Raw genomic sequence first — 18620 nt, forward strand, 5'->3', positions numbered from 1 at the left:
GGGTTACTGCAAATTGTTCAAGCGCATTTCGAGGTCGTTATCGTCTACGCAAAGCACGTCGCGCGCCTTGCTTCCCTGTGTAGGACCGACGATACCCGCCTTTTCGAGCTGGTCCATAATACGTCCGGCACGATTGTAACCGATAGAGAATTTACGCTGAATCAACGAAGTGGAACCTTGCTGGTGAATAACAACCAACCGTGCGGCCTCTTCAAACAAGGGGTCAAGGCGTCCCATGTCAACTTCTCCCACATCATTGCCGCTATCCTCGCTCACATACTCGGGCAGGAAGAACGGCGTAGGATATCCCTGCTGGCGAGATATAAATTTCGTAATCTCCTCCACTTCGGGCGTATCGATAAAGGCACACTGCACACGCACCGGGTCGGCTCCCTGCAAGAAGAGCATATCTCCCTTACCAATCAGACGGTTAGCACCCGGACGGTCGAGAATCGTGCGCGAGTCCATCATGGCCGACACACGGAAAGCGATACGGGCAGGGAAGTTGGCTTTAATCGTACCTGTGATAATATTGGTAGTAGGACGCTGCGTGGCGATAATCATATGAATACCGACGGCACGTGCCAACTGGGCGATACGTGCAATCGGAAGTTCCACCTCCTTGCCCGCCGTCATAATCAAATCACCGAACTCGTCGATGACGACAACGATATACGGCATGAAGCGATGTCCCTTCTCCGGATTCAGACGGCGGTTGATAAACTTATCGTTGTACTCTCTTACATTACGCACATGAGCCATTTTGAGCAAGTCGTAACGGGTATCCATTTCCACACAGACCGAATTGAGCGTCTGCACTACCTTAGTCACGTCCGTGATAATCGGTTCGCCGCCGTCGGGAAGTTTGGCAAGGAAATGATTTTCGATGACCGAATAGATGCTGAACTCTACCTTCTTCGGGTCGACCAGCACAAACTTCAATTCGGCAGGATGTTTCTTATATAATAAGGAGGTGATAATCGCATTCAGGCCGACAGACTTACCCTGGCCGGTCGCACCCGCCACCAATACGTGAGGCATCTTGCAAAGGTCGAACATAAAGACCTCATTCGTAATAGTCTTACCCAATACGATAGGCAAGTCGAATGTGGATTCCTGGAATTTCCTGCTGCCGATAACACTCTGTCCGGATACAATCTTCGGATTCTTGTTGGGCACTTCGATACCGATGGTTCCCTTGCCCGGTATCGGCGCAATGATACGGATACCGTCGGCAGAAAGGCTCAGCGCGATATCGTCTTCCAGCCCGCGAATCTTGGAGATACGCACACCCTGTTCGGGAGTGATTTCATACAGCGTGACCGTAGGACCTACCGTTGCCTTAATCGTACTGATTTCGATACCGAAGCTGCGCAACGTACTGATGATACGGTCTTTATTGGCATTCTGCTCGTCCATATCAATCGTGGGGTCGTCGTTGTCGAAATGCTTCATCAGATCGATTGTAGGGAAATGGTAGTTTTCCAAATCTTTGGTAGGATTATAAGGTTCCAGTTCCGGACCTTGATACTCTTCTTCCGGCGTAGCAGGCTCGACCTCAAATCCGGGCTCTTCGTCCTCAGTCATATTTACCGGTTGCGACACTACCATAGCGGGTTCGGAAACAGCCTGTTCAAACACCATCGTCACGCCGGCAGTTTCGTCGGACGGATAGACGGGCTCGTCCATCCCTGCCGGTTCGTATGCCGGGAAGTCCTCTTCGGGTTCGTCGGGTCCATCAACCTGTGATTCCATTATCGGCGCAGACGGTGCAGGTTCGTAGGTCGGCGCGGGTTTCGGTGCAACTTCCTGTGTTTGGGGAACAACAGGTTCGGGAGCGGTAACTTCCTCCTCTGGAGCTGTTTCCACCTTTTCCTTCTTCTCCTTCTTCATACGTTTCAGGAAACTCAGTGCGAAAAGCTGGCGCAACCAGACAATCGTACGTGCGCTTATATAGATGAAGAAGCAGATAGCCGTAACCAACAGAATCAGCCATACCCCCGGCACACCGACCTGCGAAATCAGCCATCGGCTCACGTTGTATCCATGCATACCGCCCAAATAGATGAAGGAATCCTCATAATGGCTCATAAAAGCAAACCCGAAGAACACGGAGAACCAAACGAGCAGCAACGTACATCCTATAAACCACTTCCACAACCGCACCACACGCACGCGCATCAACTTCAACCCTGCCACCGCCAAAAAGACGAGGATAAGGAAAGAGGAAATACCAAAACAGTCATTAATCAGATAACTCGCCAACTGTGCCCCACGCGAACCCGCATAGTTCTTCACCTGATTGTCTACTACGGACAAGTCCGCCGGGTTTCCACTGTCTATTATACTTTGGTCTGCCGCTCCCGTAAAGAAGAACGAGGAAAAAGCCAACAACAAATAAACGGAGAAGATAACCAGCATCAGTCCGATGACAAAATGCATGGTTTCATTCTTCCATATTTCAACGATTTTGCTTAGGGAAGAGGGAGCGTATTCCGTCTCCTTATCTAATTTCTTCTTTGCCATGAGTCTTTATTCTTTTTATAAAATTGGAATCGGATTCTGAGCCGCAAAAATAATAAAAAAATAACGAGCACTACGCTCATTCAATCCTTTTTCTTACCTTTGCGTTTCAAAATCAATGCTGATTATGGAAAAAGAAAGCCAAACGATATTTGATAAAAATGTAATTGAGTTCGTAACGGTAGCCGCCGAATTCTGCGCATTCCTCGAACGTGCCGAACGCACGAAGCGCAGCGACTTCGTCGATACCTCCCTGAAAATACTTCCCCTGCTCTACCTCAAAGCATCCATGCTGCCCAAATGCGAGACCATCGGGGACGAAATCCTTGAAACATACGTCACAGAAGAAATCTACGAAATCCTACGTATCAACCTTTCGGAACTGATGGGCGACAAGGACGATTATTTGGATGTATTCGTGCAGGATATGGTTTACAGCGACCAACCCATCAAAAAATCCATTTCGGAAGATTTGGCAGATATCTATCAGGACATCAAGGATTTTATCTTCGTATTCCAGTTAGGACTGAACGAAACGATGAACGATTCACTGGCTCTCTGCCAGGAGAACTTCGGAATGCTGTGGGGGCAAAAGCTTGTAAACACGCTGCGCGCACTCCACGACGTGAAGTACAATCAGCAGGAAGAAGACGAAGCGGAAAACGATGACGAAGAGGGTTGCTATTGCCACGATGACGATTGTTGCGATGACGGCTGCCACTGCCATGAAGACGAATAGATAACTAAAATGATTGTAAGAAGAACCATAGATAAAGACGAAGTGAAGGAGTTCCCGAAAGCGGTTTTTCCGGGACGAATCTACGTCATCCAGTCGGAAGCGGAAACGGAGAAGGCGGTAGCCTATTTGCAATCGCGCCCGGTGGTAGGCCTCGACAGCGAAACGCGCCCTTCCTTCACCAAAGGACAATCGCACAAAGTAGCCCTTCTGCAAATATCTTCCGAGGAGTGCTGCTTCCTATTCCGCCTCAACATGACGGGACTTACCCCGTCATTGGTCGGGCTGTTGGAAAATCCGGACGTGATAAAAGTCGGCCTTTCCCTAAAGGACGACTTTATGATGCTGCACAAACGGGCACCCTTTCGCCAGCAAAGCTGCATCGAACTACAAGATTATGTACGCCAGTTCGGTATTCAGGACAAAAGCCTGCAAAAGATTTACGCCATTCTGTTCAAGGAAAAGATTTCCAAATCGCAACGCCTTTCCAACTGGGAAGCCGATGTGCTGAGCGACGGACAAAAGCAATATGCCGCTACCGACGCCTGGGCTTGCCTCAACATCTACCACCTGCTGGAAGAGCTGAAACAGACGGGCGATTACGAAAACGATTAATCACCTATCACCAATCACTTAAAAACCAATCACTATCATCATGCATAAAGTCTACCTCAAACCCAGCAAAGAAGAATCTCTCAAAAGATTTCACCCCTGGATATTCTCCGGTGCAATCGCCCGTTTCGACGGCGAACCCGAAGAAGGCGAAGTAGTAGAGGTGTACACCTCCAAAAAGGAATTCATCGCCGAAGGACATTTCCAAATCGGAAGCATCGCCGTGCGCGTGCTTTCGTTCCGGCAGGAACCCATAGACCACGATTTCTGGAAGCGCAAACTGGAAATTGCGTACGATATGCGGCGCAGCATCGGCATCGCCACCAATCCGACGAACGACACCTACCGCCTTGTACACGGCGAAGGTGACAATCTTCCGGGACTGGTTATCGACGTTTATGCGAAAACCGCCGTCATGCAGGCACACTCGGCAGGAATGCACGTAGACCGTATGGCCATTGCCGACGCACTATCCGAAGTAATGGGCGATAAAATTGAAAACATCTATTACAAGTCGGAAACCACTCTTCCTTTCAAAGCCGACCTTTTCCCCGAAAACGGTTTCCTGAAAGGGGGAAGCAGCGACAACATCGCACAAGAATACGGCTTGAAATTCCACGTCGACTGGCTGAAAGGACAGAAAACCGGCTTCTTTGTCGACCAGCGCGAAAACCGTTCCCTGCTGGAACGCTACGCCAAAGACCGATCGGTACTGAATATGTTCTGCTACACCGGCGGATTCTCCTTCTACGCCATGCGCGGCGGCGCGAAACTCGTCCATTCCGTCGACAGTTCCGCCAAAGCGATTGACCTGACCAACAAGAATGTAGAACTGAACTTTGCCGGCGACCCGCGCCACGAGGCTTTTGCCGAAGATGCCTTCAAGTATCTTGACCGCATGGGCGACCAGTACGACTTAATCATACTCGATCCTCCCGCCTTTGCCAAACACAAGGATACTTTGCGCAATGCCCTGCAAGGCTACCGCAAACTCAACGCCAAAGCATTCGAGAAAATCAAACCGGGCGGTATCCTGTTCACCTTCTCCTGCTCGCAGGTAGTGACGAAAGACAATTTCCGTACTGCCGTGTTTACCGCAGCCGCCATGTCGGGACGCAGCGTGCGCATCCTGCACCAACTCACCCAACCTGCCGACCATCCGGTGAATATCTATCATCCCGAAGGAGAATACCTCAAAGGATTGGTACTTTATGTAGAATAAGCGCCCAATAACGTTAATTAGCGTTAATAAACAGAAGATTTACAGTAAAACTGTATGTTGTATAACATAAAACCCTTTATCTTTGCACTGTGTTTTTCATGGTATTAGATTTAAGGTTAATAAAGATTGGCTGTCTGGGATAGATAGCCTTCTTTTTTTATATACCTACCCCTCATAATCATAATCAGTTCCACATAGCTTCATCGTACTACCTTGTCATTTCCCGTGGCAATCGTGCGGCACTCGCACTTCAATCGACCGCTATCCCACTCTCAGACGATTAATTGTAAAGTTATTCTCTATGATAGATAAACTTTTCGGAAAACAACAACAATCTTTGTTTTTACCAATTACAAACTATAAACGAAGGCTTTGTTTTTATAAATGAAGGCTTCATTTATAAAAATGAAAGCTTCGTTTATATAAATGAAACTTGCGTTTATAGTTTATGGGCAATCGAATACAACTTTAGATATAAGAGATGAGAAGTTTGCGATTAAGTCATAACAACTTTATTATTAGTACTTTGAAGACAAACGACCTGTCGTTTGCATACGTTTTCCCTTTGCTGCCCTCGCATACCTCATTCCTAATGAGTCCGAATTATTCCATTTTCTCTCCTTTTTATCCGTTTACTTATTCACCTAATCAACTAAAATACTATATTTGCACCTATTATTAATAAAAAAAAGAGAAACACAAATTATTAAAGTCATGAGTATAAAAGTGCGTTTGATTATTATGAACTTCCTGCAATTCTTTGTTTGGGGAGCGTGGTTAATATCATTAGGAGGCTATATGGGAAGAGAGCTCCATTTCGAAGGTGGACAAATCGGAGCCATTTTCGCCACAATGGGTATTGCATCTTTGATAATGCCGGGTATCATCGGTATTATTGCCGACAAATGGTTTAACGCAGAACGGTTATACGGACTTTGCCACATCATAGGCGCCGCCTGCCTTTTCTATGCTTCTACGGCGACAACTTACGACCAGATGTACTGGGCGATGCTGCTCAACCTGCTGGTATATATGCCAACGCTATCACTCGCCAATACGGTGTCGTACAATTCTCTGGAACAATATAAATGCGATTTAATCAAGGACTTCCCCCCTATCCGCGTGTGGGGAACCATCGGATTCATCTGTGCCATGTGGGCGGTCGACCTTACCGGATTCAAAAACTCAAGCGCACAACTCTATGTAAGCGCAGCCTCCGCACTATTCCTCGGATTATACTCTTTCACCTTGCCAGCGTGCCGCCCTGCCAAATCGGAAAACAAATCACTGCTTTCCGCTTTCGGGCTGGATGCACTGGTACTGTTCAAAAGAAAGAAGATGGCTGTTTTCTTCTTTTTCTCCATGCTTTTGGGAGCGGCGTTGCAGATTACCAATACATACGGCGACCTGTTTTTAGGCAGTTTTGCCAGCATTCCCGAGTTTGCGGATTCTTTCGGCGTGAAACACTCTGTCATCCTGCTGTCCATCTCACAAATGTCCGAAACGCTGTTCATTCTTGCCATCCCCTTCTTCCTGAGACATTTCGGTATCAAGCAAGTGATGCTCATCAGTATGTTTGCATGGGTGTTCCGCTTCGGTCTGTTCGGCTTCGGCGACCCCGGCAACGGATTGTGGATGCTTATTCTCTCGATGATTGTTTACGGTATGGCGTTTGATTTCTTCAACATTTCCGGCTCATTGTTTGTTGAACAGGAAACCAACTCTTCCATCCGCGCCAGCGCACAGGGATTGTTCTTTATGATGACCAACGGATTGGGAGCCATCATCGGCGGATATGCCAGCGGTGCGGTGGTGGATGCATTCTCCGTATATGCCGACGGCAAATTAGTGAGCCGCGAATGGACGGATATCTGGCTGCTGTTTGCCACTTATGCACTGGTCATCGGTGTGCTGTTTGCTTTGGTATTCAAATACAAACATCAACGGGAGAGTCAAACTAATTAAGTAAGAAACAGTCAACAAATTATTATGCACGTATTCTATACGCCCGATATACAAAGAAGCAACGAACTGCCGGAAGAAGAGGCGCAGCATTGCACCCGCGTCTTACGGTTGAGTATCGGAGACGAAATCACCCTCACCGACGGCAAGGGCAATTTCTATAAAGCTGAAATCACGGCTGCCACCAACAAGCGTTGCCAGGTAGCCATCAAGGAGACTATTTTCCAGCAGCCGCTTTGGCCCTGCCATTTGCACATTGCCGTGGCGCCGACCAAGAACATGGACCGCAACGAATGGTTTGCAGAAAAAGCAACCGAAATAGGGTTCGACGAGCTGACTTTTCTCAACTGCCGCTTCTCCGAGCGTAAAGTCATCAAGACCGAACGGATTGAGAAAATCCTCGTTTCGGCAATCAAGCAATCGCTCAAAGCCCGTCTGCCCAAACTGAACGAGATGACAAGTTTCGATGAATTCATCGCCCAGGAGTTTGAAGGACAGAAGTTTATAGCCCACTGCTATGAAGGGGAGAAACCTTTATTAAAAGAGATTCTGCAACCGGGAAAAGACGCTCTTGTACTGATAGGCCCCGAAGGGGACTTCAGCGAAGAGGAGGTGAAGAAAGCCATCGGACGGGGATTTGTCCCTATCAGCCTGGGGAAATCGCGGTTGCGCACGGAAACGGCAGCATTGGTGGCTTGCCACACGTTGAATCTGCTGAATCAATAATACCCCGGCAATCGTCGGCAACAATGATTATACAACCTTTAAATAACATGAGTATGGTAAAGAGAATGATTTCGAAACTTTTGGTACTGACAGTACTGACTGTTTTTCTGGCAGCTTGTTCCCAAACATCGGACTATATCCATATGATACCGGCTGATGCCACGGCAGTGGTTGCTATTGACCTAAAATCACTTGCCGGCAAGGCAGGACTGAACGACAAGGAAAACGAAGCTGCCAAACAAAAAATACTGGAAGTATCCAAAAGCGGAATGAATGCCGCTACCTTCCTACAACTGGAAAAGGTCGTTAATCATCCCGGCGAATCGGGTATCGACGTAGCATCTCCGGTTTACGGATTTTCCGCACCTTCTTTCCCATACCCCTCCCTTATAGGTAAAGTGAGCAATGAAGAGAACCTGCATACTTTGTTGGATGCAATGGCCAAAGAGCAAATCTGTCAACCGGTCAATGAAACAGCCGATTACCGCTTCACTACGATGAGCGGTAATTTGATTGCCTTCAATAGTTCGGCTGTAATAATAGTGAGTGTGAGTGGAACATCCTCGACAGAGAAAGCCAAAGAGGGTATCACTGCCTTGATGAAGCAAAATGCCGACAACAGCATTGCGGCGTCCAACGTGTTCCGACAAATAGAAAAGCAGAAGAGCGATGTCAGTTTCTTCGTGTCGATGGCTACCTTTCCGCCACTCTACCGCAACCAGATAGGTATGGGACTGCCCGACGAAGCGAAACCGGAAGACATCATACTGATAGGTAGAGCCAATGCGGAAAAAGGAAAAATCACTCTTCAAACGGAATATTATACAGATAACGAAACTGTAGGTACTTTACTGAAAAAGAATAGGGAATCGTTTGGAAAGCCCAACGGTACTTTCACCAAATACTTCCCGGCTTCTACACTGTTGTACTGCAACATAGCCTTGAAAGGAGAAGAGTTTTACAACCTGTTGAGTGAGAACGAGGAGTTCCGCAATACCGTCTCCATCGCCAAAGCCGACGAGCTGAAAGAGCTGTTCCAATCATTCAATGGCGATATCTCCGCAGGATTGATTAACATTACAATGAACAGCGTCCCTACATTCATGCTATACGCAGAAGTTAAGAACGGAGATGTACTTGAAAGTCTTTACAATAAGAAAGAATCATTGGGGCTGAAGAAAGGAGAAGAGATTCTGAAACTTGGAAAAGACGAATATGTCTACAAAATCAAAGGCAGGAATGTGTTCGCCAAAGACATCAATGTATTCTTCGGAATCAAAGAGAAGCAAATGTATGTCACCAACGATGAGTTGCTCTACAAGAATATAGGCAAGACAGCCGACAAGTCTGTCAAGGAAGCTCCTTATGCGTCGGAAATGAAAGGCAAGTCGACGTTTGTGGGTATCAACGCCGATGCAATCTTTGACCTGCCTGTTGTAAAGATGTTGGCAGGATTGGGTGGTCCCGGAGCAAAGACCTATCTTGATATGGCAAACAAAGTCTCTTATTTGTCAATGAGTGCGAACGGAGAAACCAACGAAATCATCCTTTGCCTGAAAGACAAAGATACCAACGCCCTGAAACAGGTGGTGGAATTCGTCAAACAATTTGCCGGAATATAATACACAGATATGAACAGCATTCACCTACGGCAAACACTTCCCCAAGTGTTTGCCGACCGCAATTCGGTGAGTTCGGACGTATGGCATCAAGACCTTATCTTCCGGAAAGGGGAAATGTATCTGATTGAGGCTGCTTCCGGAACCGGAAAATCGTCATTGTGCAGCTACATCTACGGATACCGCAACGATTATCAGGGAATTATCAATTTTGACGATACCAATATCAAAACATACTCGGTGAAGCAATGGACCGACTTGCGAAAACATTCACTCAGTATGCTTTTTCAGGATTTGCGTATCTTCACCGAACTGACTGCCCTTGAAAACGTGCAACTGAAAAACAATCTCACCGGCTATAAAAAGAAAAAGGAAATCCTAACGCTCTTCGGGCAATTAGGCCTCGCAGACAAAATAAACGCCAAAGCCGGAAAACTCTCTTTCGGACAGCAACAGCGCGTCGCCTTTATCCGTGCACTCTGCCAACCATTCGATTTTCTCTTTTTGGATGAGCCTGTCAGCCACTTGGACAATGACAACAGCCGCATCATGGGCGAGCTTATCATTGCCGAAGCCGAAAGGCAAGGAGCCGGAGTCATCGCGACTTCCATCGGCAAGCACATAGAGTTGCCTTATCGTTCCGTTCTCAAATTATAATGCTGCAAAGAGACTGTTTATCATCAGAATCCGTGCCCTAACCATATAAGTATAATAAAGTTATGAATACCCTTGTCTGGAAACTTCTCCGTCAACATATCAGTGTCAGTCAATTGGCCGGTTTCTTTTTAGCCAACTTATTCGGTATGACGATTGTATTACTCAGCGTTCAGTTTTACAAAGACGTCATTCCTGTATTCACCGAAGGCGACAGCTTTATGAAACAGGACTTCATCATCGCTACAAAGAAAATCAGCACGCTCGGTTCGCTTGCCGGAAAGAGCAGCACGTTCACTACCGAAGAGATAGCCGAGTTAAAAAAGCAGCCGTTCGCTAAGAACATAGGAGCGTTTACCCCTTCCCAATTCAAAGTATCGGCTGGATTAGGGATGCAGGAAGCGGGGATACATCTTTCCACCGATATGTTTTTTGAAGCGGTTCCCGATGAATTTGTGGATGTCAAATCGGACAAATGGTATTTCGACCGCGACACCCACACCATTCCCATTATCATCCCACGCAACTATCTGAACCTTTACAATTTCGGATTCGCGCAAAGCCGGAGCCTGCCCAAACTGTCGGAAGGAGTGATGAGCCTGATACAGATGGATATCATTATACGCGGAAACGGACGGGTAGAACAGTATAAAGGAAACATTGTCGGCTTCTCCAACCGGCTCAACACCATTCTCGTTCCCCAAGCCTTCATGAAATGGGCGAACGAAAATTTCGCACCGAACACAACACCTCAACCCGCCCGACTAATTGTCAAAGTCAGTAATCCGGCAGACGCTTCCATTGCCGGTTATTTTCAGGAGAAAGGATATGAAACGGAAGGCGGGAAACTGGACGCCGGAAAAACAACATATTTCCTCCGCCTTATCGTGGGTATTGTATTGAGTGTCGGTTTATTTATCAGCATTCTTTCATTCTACATCCTGATGCTAAGCGTTTTCCTGTTATTGCAAAAGAATACGACCAAGTTGGAAAGCCTGCTGCTGATTGGTTACAGTCCCGGCAGAGTAGCGTTACCCTATCAGTTGCTCACGGTAGGATTGAACATCATCGTTTTCGTTCTATCCGTCGGACTGGTCTGGTGGCTACGCGGTTACTACCTCGACAACATCAGGTTGCTGTTTCCGCAACTGGAAACAGATACTTTATGGGCCTCAGTCGGCACGGGTATCCTGCTATTTATCAGCGTATCGACAATCAACATACTGACAGTCAAAAGAAAAATCCTTTCCATCTGGATGCATAAAGTATAGATACGTATGAAATCACCTGCTAATTTCCAAGACGCCTATCTTGATAAAAAAGCAGCAAAATCCCAAACAAGTAAAATTAATTTCGTATTTTTGCGGATATCAAAAGAATGAAGTTATGCCGGATTATGATTTAATCGCCATACTCGGCCCTACAGCCTCGGGGAAAACTCCTTTTGCCGCAGCTTTGGCCTACGAACTCAACACGGAAATTATCAGTGCTGATTCCCGTCAGATATACAAAGGAATGGATCTCGGCACAGGGAAAGACCTTGCCGATTATACCGTAAATGGACGCACAATTCCCTATCACCTGATTGATATTGCCGACCCCGGATATAAATATAATGTATTTGAATACCAACGCGATTTCCTTATTTCTTACGAATCAATCAAACAAAAAGGTTGTCTCCCCGTTTTATGTGGAGGGACAGGGATGTATCTCGAATCCGTACTGAAAGGATACAAACTCATGCCTGTGCCTGAAAACCCGGAATTGCGCGCCCGCTTGGCCAATCATTCTTTGGAAGAACTGACGGAACTATTAAGCCGATACAAGACGTTGCACAACTCTACCGACGTAGATACGGCGAAACGTGCCATCCGCGCCATAGAAATTGAAGAGTATTATGCAGCCAACCCTGTTCCCGAACGGGAATTTCCCCAGTTGAAGAGTCTTATTATCGGTGTGGACATAGACCGTGAACTGCGCCGCGAAAAGATTACCCGAAGACTGAAACAACGGTTGGACGAAGGTATGGTGGACGAAGTGAGGTATTTGATTGAACAAGGCCTCGCACCGGATGATTTGATATACTACGGACTGGAATACAAATATCTGACGCTGTACGTCATAGGCAAGTTAACGTATGAAGAGATGTTCAATGGGCTGGAAATAGCGATTCATCAGTTTGCCAAACGGCAGATGACCTGGTTTCGAGGGATGGAAAGAAGAGGATTCACCATCCACTGGATGAACGCCGGACTGCCGATGGAAGAAAAGATAGCCTTTGTAAAAGAAAAACTGGAAGGGATTTAGTATCTTTGGCAGTTATTTATAGTGAGATTTGATATACAGTTAGGATAAAAATATGAGTGTAGAACCGAAGAAATGGGGAGTGATTTATAACCCGAAAGCCGGCACCCGAAAAGTAAAAAAACGCTGGAAAGAAATCAAGGAGTACATGGACAGTAAAGGTGTAGACTATGACTATGTGCAATCCGAGGGGTTCGGTTCGGTAGAACGGCTCGCCAAAATATTGGCAAACAACGGCTATCGCACGATTGTCATTGTAGGCGGCGACGGTGCTTTGAACGATGCCATCAACGGTATTATGTTATCCGAAGCCGAAGATAAGGAAAATATCGCTTTGGGACTTATTCCGAACGGTATCGGAAACGACTTTGCCAAATACTGGGGACTCAGTACCGAATATAAATCCGCCGTAGACTGTATCATCAACCACCGATTGAAAAAAATAGATGTAGGATATTGTAACTTCTACGACGGTAAAGAACATCATCGCCGTTATTTCCTGAATGCCGTCAATATCGGGCTGGGGGCGCGAATCGTAAAAATCACCGACCAGACCAAACGTTTTTGGGGAGTAAAATTCCTTTCGTATGTTGCCGCCCTGTCTTCACTGATATTCGAACGGAAACTATACAGGATGCATTTGCGTATCAACGACGAACATATACGCGGACGTATCATGACCGTATGTGTAGGCAGCGCGTGGGGATGGGGACAGACGCCGAGTGCCGTACCTTACAACGGATGGTTGGATGTTTCCGTAATCTACCGCCCCGAATTCCTGCAAATCATTTCCGGACTGTGGATGCTGATTCAAGGGAGAATCCTGAATCATAAAGTAGTGAAAAGCTACCGGACAAAGAAAGTGAAAGTACTTCGGGCACAAAACGCATCGGTGGATTTGGACGGACGTTTATTGCCTAAACATTTTCCTTTGGAAGTGGGCATACTTCCTGAAAAGACGACGCTTATTATTCCAAACTGATAATATTAAGAAAATGATAGAACTTAAAAACAATCCTGCCGGCAACTTCTTCCTACTTGCCGGCCCGTGTGTGATAGAAGGCGAAGAGATGGCGATGCGCATTGCCGAACGGGTGGTGAAAATCACCGAAACATTGCAGATTCCTTATGTATTCAAAGGCTCTTACCGCAAAGCAAACCGTTCACGCCTGGATTCATTTACGGGTATTGGAGACGAGAATGCACTGAAAGTACTGCAAAAAGTACGTGATACGTTCGGAGTTCCTACCGTGACAGACATCCACAGCGCGGAAGAAGCGCAAATGGTAGCCGAATATGTAGATATTCTTCAGATTCCGGCTTTCTTATGCCGCCAAACGGACTTGCTGGTTGCAGCCGCCAAGACAGGAAAGACCGTCAACATCAAAAAAGGCCAGTTCCTCTCTCCCTCGGCGATGCAGTTTGCTGCCGGCAAAGTGGTGGAAGCCGGAAATAAAAACGTCATGCTGACCGAACGCGGAACCACTTTCGGCTATCAGGATTTGGTAGTCGACTATCGCGGTATTCCCGAAATGCAGACCTTCGGTTTTCCTGTTATTTTAGACGTCACCCACTCTTTGCAACAACCCAACCAAACCAGCGGAGTGACCGGCGGAATGCCTCAACTGATAGAAACCATAGCCAAAGCGGGTATTGCCGTAGGTGCTGACGGGCTTTTTATCGAGACACACGAAAATCCTGCCGTAGCCAAAAGCGACGGTGCCAATATGCTCAAATTAGACCTGATCGAAGAGTTGCTGACTAAATTAGTACGCATAAGAGAAGCGATAAAATAACGTTTTTTCCTGTCAACTTGTGATTTACAAAGGAATAAGGCGACAGATTATTCAAAAACATTTATTTAAATTAAATAGAACATGAAACATTTATTACATGGATTATTCATTGCCGCACTTGTCATATGCTGCAATTTTCAGTCCGTACTTGCACAGCCCATGCAACAACTGCCTGTGGACAAGAATGTCCGTATCGGCAAGTTGGAAAACGGACTTACCTATTACATCAGACACAACGCACTTCCCGAGAAGCGTGCGGAATTCTACATTGCCCAGAAAGTAGGCGCTATCCTCGAAGAGCCGCAACAACGCGGTCTGGCTCATTTCCTTGAACATATGGCTTTCAACGGAACGAAAAATTTCCCAGGCGACGAAACCGGATTGGGAATCGTACCGTGGTGTGAGACCAAAGGTATCAAGTTCGGAACCAACCTGAATGCATATACCGGTGTTGAACAGACCGTTTACAACATCAGCAACGTACCGACAGAGAATGTCAATGTTGTCGACTCTTGCCTGCTTATCCTTCACGACTGGTCGAGCGCTATCAAACTTGCCGACAAGGAAATCGACAAAGAGCGTGGCGTTATCCGCGAAGAATGGAGAAGCCGCAACAGTGGTATGCTCCGCATCATGACAGACGCACAGTCTACACTATATCCCGACTCCAAATATGCCGACTGTATGCCTATCGGAAGTATTGACGTTATCAACAACTTCCCCTATCAGGACATCCGCGATTACTATGCTAAATGGTATCGTACAGACTTGCAAGGAATCATCATTGTGGGCGATATCAACGTAGACGAGATAGAAGTGAAACTGAAAAAGCTGTTTGCCGACGTGAAAGCTCCGGTAAATCCTGCCGAACGCATCTATTATCCAGTAGCCGACAATCAGGAACCACTTATCTACATCGGTACTGACAAAGAAGTGAAAACTCCTTCTGTAAATATCTTCTTCAAGCACGAAGCTACACCGGATTCTCTGAAAAACACCATCGCCTACTATGCTACCAACTACATACTAAGCATGGCTATGAATATGCTGAACAACCGGTTCGTTGAACTTCAACAGACTGCCAACCCTCCTTTCACCAGCGCAGGTGCAGGATACGGCGAGTTTTTCCTTGCCAAAACAAAAGAAGCATTCAGTTTGAGTGCAGGCAGCAAAATAGACGGCATCGAACTTGCCATGAGAACCGTATTGCAAGAAGCCGAACGCGCACGCCGTTTCGGATTCACTGCGACCGAATACGAGCGCGCACGCGCCAACTATATGCAAGCAGTAGAATCTGCTTACAACGAACGTGAAAAAACAAAGAATGGTTCGTACGTGAACGAATACGTGAACAACTTCCTTGACAAAGAGCCTATTCCGGGCATCGAGTTTGAATATATGCTTATCAACAAAATGGCCCCGAGCATCACAGTGGAAGCTGTCAACAAATTCATGCAACAACTGATTACGGACAATAATCAGGTAGTCCTGCTCGCCGGTCCTCAAAAGGAAAGTGTGAAGTATCCTACCAAAGAAGAAATCGCAGCATTGCTGAAAGAGATGAAATCATTCGACCTTAAGCCTTATGAAGACAAGGTTTCCAACGAACCGCTTATCTCCGAAGAAATCAAGGGAGGAAAGATTGTATCCGAAAAGGAAGGCGACATCTACGGAAGCACGAAACTAGTACTCTCCAACGGTGTGACCGTATATGTGAAACCGACCGACTTCAAGGCTGATCAAATCATCATGAAAGGTGTAAGTTTAGGTGGTACAAGTATATTCCCGAACGAAGAAATCCTCAATGTTGCTCAGTTGAACGGTGTAGCCCTCGTAGGTGGAATCGGTAATTTCAGTAAGGTAGACTTGGGTAAGGCGCTTGCCGGCAAGCGTGCGGCAGTAGGCGCAGGCATCGGCAATACATCTGAAACCATCTCGGGCAATTGCTCTCCGAAAGATTTCGAGACCATGATGCAACTTACTTACCTCACATTCACTTCTCCGCGTAAGGACAACGAAGCATTCGAGTCTTACAAGAGCCGACTGAAAGCACAACTGCAAAATGCGGACGCCAACCCGATGACCGCATTCCAAGATACTGTAACACGTGCGTTGTACAACAACCATCCGCGTGCTATCAAGATGAAAGAGAGCATGGTAGACCAAATCAACTACGACCGGATTATCGAAATGTACAAAGACCGCTTCAAAGATGCAAGCGACTTTACTTTCTACCTGGTAGGAAACGTGAACTTAGAAGAGATGAAGCCGATGATTGCCAAATACTTGGGTGCTCTGCCGGCTATCAACCGCAAGGAGACTTTCAAGGACAACAAGATGTACATCCGCAAAGGAGCATACAAGAATGAATTTGCCAAAAAGCAGGAAACCCCGATGGCTACCATCATGTTCCTCTATAGCGGCACTTGCAAATACGACTTGCGCAACAACATCCTGCTCAGTTTCTTAGACCAGGCTTTGGATATGGTTTATACGGAAGAAATCCGCGAGAAGGAAGGCGGTACATACGGTGTAAGTTGTAACGGAAGCCTCAGCAAATATCCGAAAGAAGAACTCGCACTTCAGATTGTATTCCAGACCGACCCCGCCAAGAGAGACAAATTGTCGGACATTGTAGTGGAACAGTTGAACAAGATGGCAAAAGAAGGTCCGACTGCCGAACATCTGCAAAAGATTAAAGAATATATGTTGAAGAAGTACAAAGACGCTCAGAAAGAAAACGGCTATTGGCTCGCTAATCTGGACGAATACTTCTACACCGGTGTAGACAACACGAAGGACTACGAAAAATTGGTTGCCAACACCACTGCAAAAGATGTTCAGAACTTCCTTGCCAAACTCTTGAAACAGAACAACAAAATTCAAGTTGTAATGACTGCACCGGAAGAGAACAAATAATCTTTCCCAGCACATCGACAGCATGATGATATTCAACGAACTGCGCAAACATGGAAGCCTCGCTGCCAAACGGCATCCGATGTATGACAAGAACAAAGCAGCCAAAATGCTCGGTTATATCATGGGCGCGTTTTGGGCGGGTTACCTGATATTTTTCGGTACGACGTTCGCGTTCGGCTTTGCAGATATGGTTCCCAACCGGGAACCATATCATGTAATGAACGCAGTGGTACTGATATTCATTCTCGCACTCGACTTCCTGTTGCGTGTTCCGTTCCAAAAAACACCGACACAAGAGGTAAAACCTTACCTCTTGCTGCCGGTTAAACGGAACCGTGTCATCGACTTCCTCCTTATCCGCTCCGGACTCAGCCTGTTCAACCTCGTCTGGTTGTTCCTGTTTGTCCCTTTTTCCTTCCTTACCATTACCAAGTTTTTCGGTGTATCCGGTGTTTTCGCCTACCTCATCGGTATCCTGCTTCTGATTATCGCCAATAATTACTGGTACCTACTGTGCCGCACACTTATCAACGAACGTATTTGGTGGATTCTATTGCCCATCGCTTTCTATGGTGGAATAGGCTGCCTTCTTTTCATTCCCGAAGATAGCCCGCTCTTCTATTTCTTCATGGATTTGGGAGACGGATACATCGCAGGGAATGTACTTTATTTCCTCGGCACTCTGTCGGTTATCCTCCTTTTGTGGCTGATAAACCGGAAAATCATGTCGGGACTCATCTATGCAGAACTGGCAAAAACCGACGACACGCAAATGAAGAATGTCTCCGAATACAAATTCTTCGAACGCTACGGAGAAGTCGGCGAATACATGAGACTGGAACTGAAAATGCTCTTGCGCAACCGCCGTTGCAAAGGCTCCCTGCGCAATGTCGGCATCCTTATCGCGGCTTTCTCCGCCGCTCTCAGCTTCTCCGGTGTTTACGACGGAGTATTCATGACTACCTTTATATGTGTCTACAACTTTGCCGCCTTCGGGATGATTATCCTTTCACAGATTATGTCGTTCGAAGGCAATTACATCGACGGTCTGATGTCCCGCAAAGAGTCGATTATGAGCCTGCTGAAAGCCAAATATTACTTATACAGCATCGGCGAAATCATCCCTTTCCTATTGATGATTCCCGCCATTGTCATGGAGAAACTCACGCTGCTGGGCGCTTTTGCCTGGTTCTTCTACACCATCGGCTTTATCTATTTCTGCTTTTTCCAGTTGGCCGTTTACAACAGGCAGACCATCGCACTGAACGAAAAAGTGGCAAACCGTCAGTCCGGCAATGAAATACAAATGCTGGTAAACTTCGGAGCGTTTGGCGCGCCGCTTATCTTATACAGCATTCTGAACTCACTCTTGGATGAAACAATTACCTACACTATCCTGTTGGCAACAGGACTGGGATTCTGCCTGGCCTCTCCTTTATGGATAAAGAATGTATATCACCGCTTCATGCTGCGGAGGTATGAAAACATGGAAGGCTTCAGAGACAGCCGCCAATAAACGCATACGGGACACTAAGCATATAAACATT

General features: G+C 46.6%; 14 protein-coding genes. 13 read left to right on the forward strand and 1 reads right to left on the reverse strand.

What is annotated here, in order from left to right:
- Nucleotides 1–3: 3 nt before the first annotated feature.
- Nucleotides 4–2526 (reverse strand): DNA translocase FtsK, encoded by a 2523-nt coding sequence (locus tag QZ331_RS01390; RefSeq protein WP_294627356.1) that lies wholly within the window; start codon nt 2524–2526, stop codon nt 4–6.
- Between the two features lie 124 nt (nt 2527–2650).
- Here QZ331_RS01390 and QZ331_RS01395 point away from each other — a divergent pair, with 124 nt between their 5' ends.
- From QZ331_RS01395 to QZ331_RS01455, 13 genes are all read left to right on the forward strand, one after another.
- Complete coding sequence (locus QZ331_RS01395; RefSeq protein ID WP_294627357.1) at nt 2651–3262, forward strand: DUF5063 domain-containing protein; 612 nt, start codon at nt 2651–2653, stop codon at nt 3260–3262.
- Between the two features lie 9 nt (nt 3263–3271).
- Nucleotides 3272–3874, forward strand: a complete 603-nt coding sequence (locus QZ331_RS01400) for a 3'-5' exonuclease (RefSeq protein ID WP_294627359.1) — start codon at nt 3272–3274, stop codon at nt 3872–3874.
- 40 nt (nt 3875–3914) lie between these two features.
- The gene (locus tag QZ331_RS01405; protein WP_294627361.1) at nt 3915–5093 is read left to right on the forward strand and encodes a class I SAM-dependent rRNA methyltransferase; all 1179 of its coding nucleotides are present in this window, start codon (nt 3915–3917) and stop codon (nt 5091–5093) included.
- Nucleotides 5094–5807: 714 nt separating this feature from the next.
- Entirely contained in the window at nt 5808–7058 is a 1251-nt protein-coding gene (locus tag QZ331_RS01410) for a nucleoside permease (protein WP_294627363.1), read from the forward strand.
- A 24-nt stretch (nt 7059–7082) separates the two neighbouring features.
- Entirely contained in the window at nt 7083–7781 is a 699-nt protein-coding gene (locus QZ331_RS01415; protein WP_294627365.1) for a 16S rRNA (uracil(1498)-N(3))-methyltransferase, read from the forward strand.
- Between the two features lie 53 nt (nt 7782–7834).
- The gene (locus tag QZ331_RS01420) at nt 7835–9403 is read left to right on the forward strand and encodes a DUF4836 family protein (RefSeq protein WP_294627366.1); all 1569 of its coding nucleotides are present in this window, start codon (nt 7835–7837) and stop codon (nt 9401–9403) included.
- A gap of 9 nt (nt 9404–9412) precedes the next feature.
- The gene (locus QZ331_RS01425) at nt 9413–10057 is read left to right on the forward strand and encodes an ATP-binding cassette domain-containing protein (RefSeq protein ID WP_294627368.1); all 645 of its coding nucleotides are present in this window, start codon (nt 9413–9415) and stop codon (nt 10055–10057) included.
- A 62-nt stretch (nt 10058–10119) separates the two neighbouring features.
- Nucleotides 10120–11325, forward strand: coding sequence for an ABC transporter permease (locus QZ331_RS01430; RefSeq protein WP_294627370.1), 1206 nt, complete (start codon nt 10120–10122; stop codon nt 11323–11325).
- A 115-nt stretch (nt 11326–11440) separates the two neighbouring features.
- Nucleotides 11441–12361 carry a tRNA (adenosine(37)-N6)-dimethylallyltransferase MiaA gene (miaA, locus tag QZ331_RS01435; RefSeq protein ID WP_294627372.1) on the forward strand — a complete coding sequence of 307 codons (921 nt, stop codon included), beginning with the start codon at nt 11441–11443 and terminating at the stop codon, nt 12359–12361.
- Nucleotides 12362–12413: 52 nt separating this feature from the next.
- On the forward strand, nt 12414–13340 hold the full coding sequence (locus QZ331_RS01440; RefSeq protein ID WP_294627374.1) for a YegS/Rv2252/BmrU family lipid kinase: 927 nt from the start codon (nt 12414–12416) through the stop codon (nt 13338–13340).
- A 13-nt stretch (nt 13341–13353) separates the two neighbouring features.
- Nucleotides 13354–14154, forward strand: a complete 801-nt coding sequence (gene kdsA / locus QZ331_RS01445; RefSeq protein ID WP_294627376.1) for a 3-deoxy-8-phosphooctulonate synthase — start codon at nt 13354–13356, stop codon at nt 14152–14154.
- A gap of 81 nt (nt 14155–14235) precedes the next feature.
- Nucleotides 14236–17073 carry a M16 family metallopeptidase gene (locus tag QZ331_RS01450; protein ID WP_294627378.1) on the forward strand — a complete coding sequence of 946 codons (2838 nt, stop codon included), beginning with the start codon at nt 14236–14238 and terminating at the stop codon, nt 17071–17073.
- Nucleotides 17074–17095: 22 nt separating this feature from the next.
- Nucleotides 17096–18589, forward strand: coding sequence for a DUF5687 family protein (locus tag QZ331_RS01455; RefSeq protein WP_294627380.1), 1494 nt, complete (start codon nt 17096–17098; stop codon nt 18587–18589).
- Nucleotides 18590–18620: the final 31 nt, after the last annotated feature.

It is taken from the genome of uncultured Bacteroides sp., from assembly GCF_910586915.1.
Classification (GTDB): Bacteria; Bacteroidota; Bacteroidia; order Bacteroidales; family Bacteroidaceae; genus Bacteroides.

What these genes read in the sequence shown, in the direction of transcription:
- QZ331_RS01390 (WP_294627356.1), bottom strand. Translation starts at nt 2,526, where the DNA reads ATGGCAAAGAAGAAATTAGATAAGGAGACGGAATACGCTCCCTCTTCC.
- QZ331_RS01395 (WP_294627357.1), top strand. Translation starts at nt 2,651, where the DNA reads ATGGAAAAAGAAAGCCAAACGATATTTGATAAAAATGTAATTGAGTTC.
- QZ331_RS01400 (WP_294627359.1), top strand. Translation starts at nt 3,272, where the DNA reads ATGATTGTAAGAAGAACCATAGATAAAGACGAAGTGAAGGAGTTCCCG.
- QZ331_RS01405 (WP_294627361.1), top strand. Translation starts at nt 3,915, where the DNA reads ATGCATAAAGTCTACCTCAAACCCAGCAAAGAAGAATCTCTCAAAAGA.
- QZ331_RS01410 (WP_294627363.1), top strand. Translation starts at nt 5,808, where the DNA reads ATGAGTATAAAAGTGCGTTTGATTATTATGAACTTCCTGCAATTCTTT.
- QZ331_RS01415 (WP_294627365.1), top strand. Translation starts at nt 7,083, where the DNA reads ATGCACGTATTCTATACGCCCGATATACAAAGAAGCAACGAACTGCCG.
- QZ331_RS01420 (WP_294627366.1), top strand. Translation starts at nt 7,835, where the DNA reads ATGGTAAAGAGAATGATTTCGAAACTTTTGGTACTGACAGTACTGACT.
- QZ331_RS01425 (WP_294627368.1), top strand. Translation starts at nt 9,413, where the DNA reads ATGAACAGCATTCACCTACGGCAAACACTTCCCCAAGTGTTTGCCGAC.
- QZ331_RS01430 (WP_294627370.1), top strand. Translation starts at nt 10,120, where the DNA reads ATGAATACCCTTGTCTGGAAACTTCTCCGTCAACATATCAGTGTCAGT.
- miaA (WP_294627372.1), top strand. Translation starts at nt 11,441, where the DNA reads ATGCCGGATTATGATTTAATCGCCATACTCGGCCCTACAGCCTCGGGG.
- QZ331_RS01440 (WP_294627374.1), top strand. Translation starts at nt 12,414, where the DNA reads ATGAGTGTAGAACCGAAGAAATGGGGAGTGATTTATAACCCGAAAGCC.
- kdsA (WP_294627376.1), top strand. Translation starts at nt 13,354, where the DNA reads ATGATAGAACTTAAAAACAATCCTGCCGGCAACTTCTTCCTACTTGCC.
- QZ331_RS01450 (WP_294627378.1), top strand. Translation starts at nt 14,236, where the DNA reads ATGAAACATTTATTACATGGATTATTCATTGCCGCACTTGTCATATGC.
- QZ331_RS01455 (WP_294627380.1), top strand. Translation starts at nt 17,096, where the DNA reads ATGATGATATTCAACGAACTGCGCAAACATGGAAGCCTCGCTGCCAAA.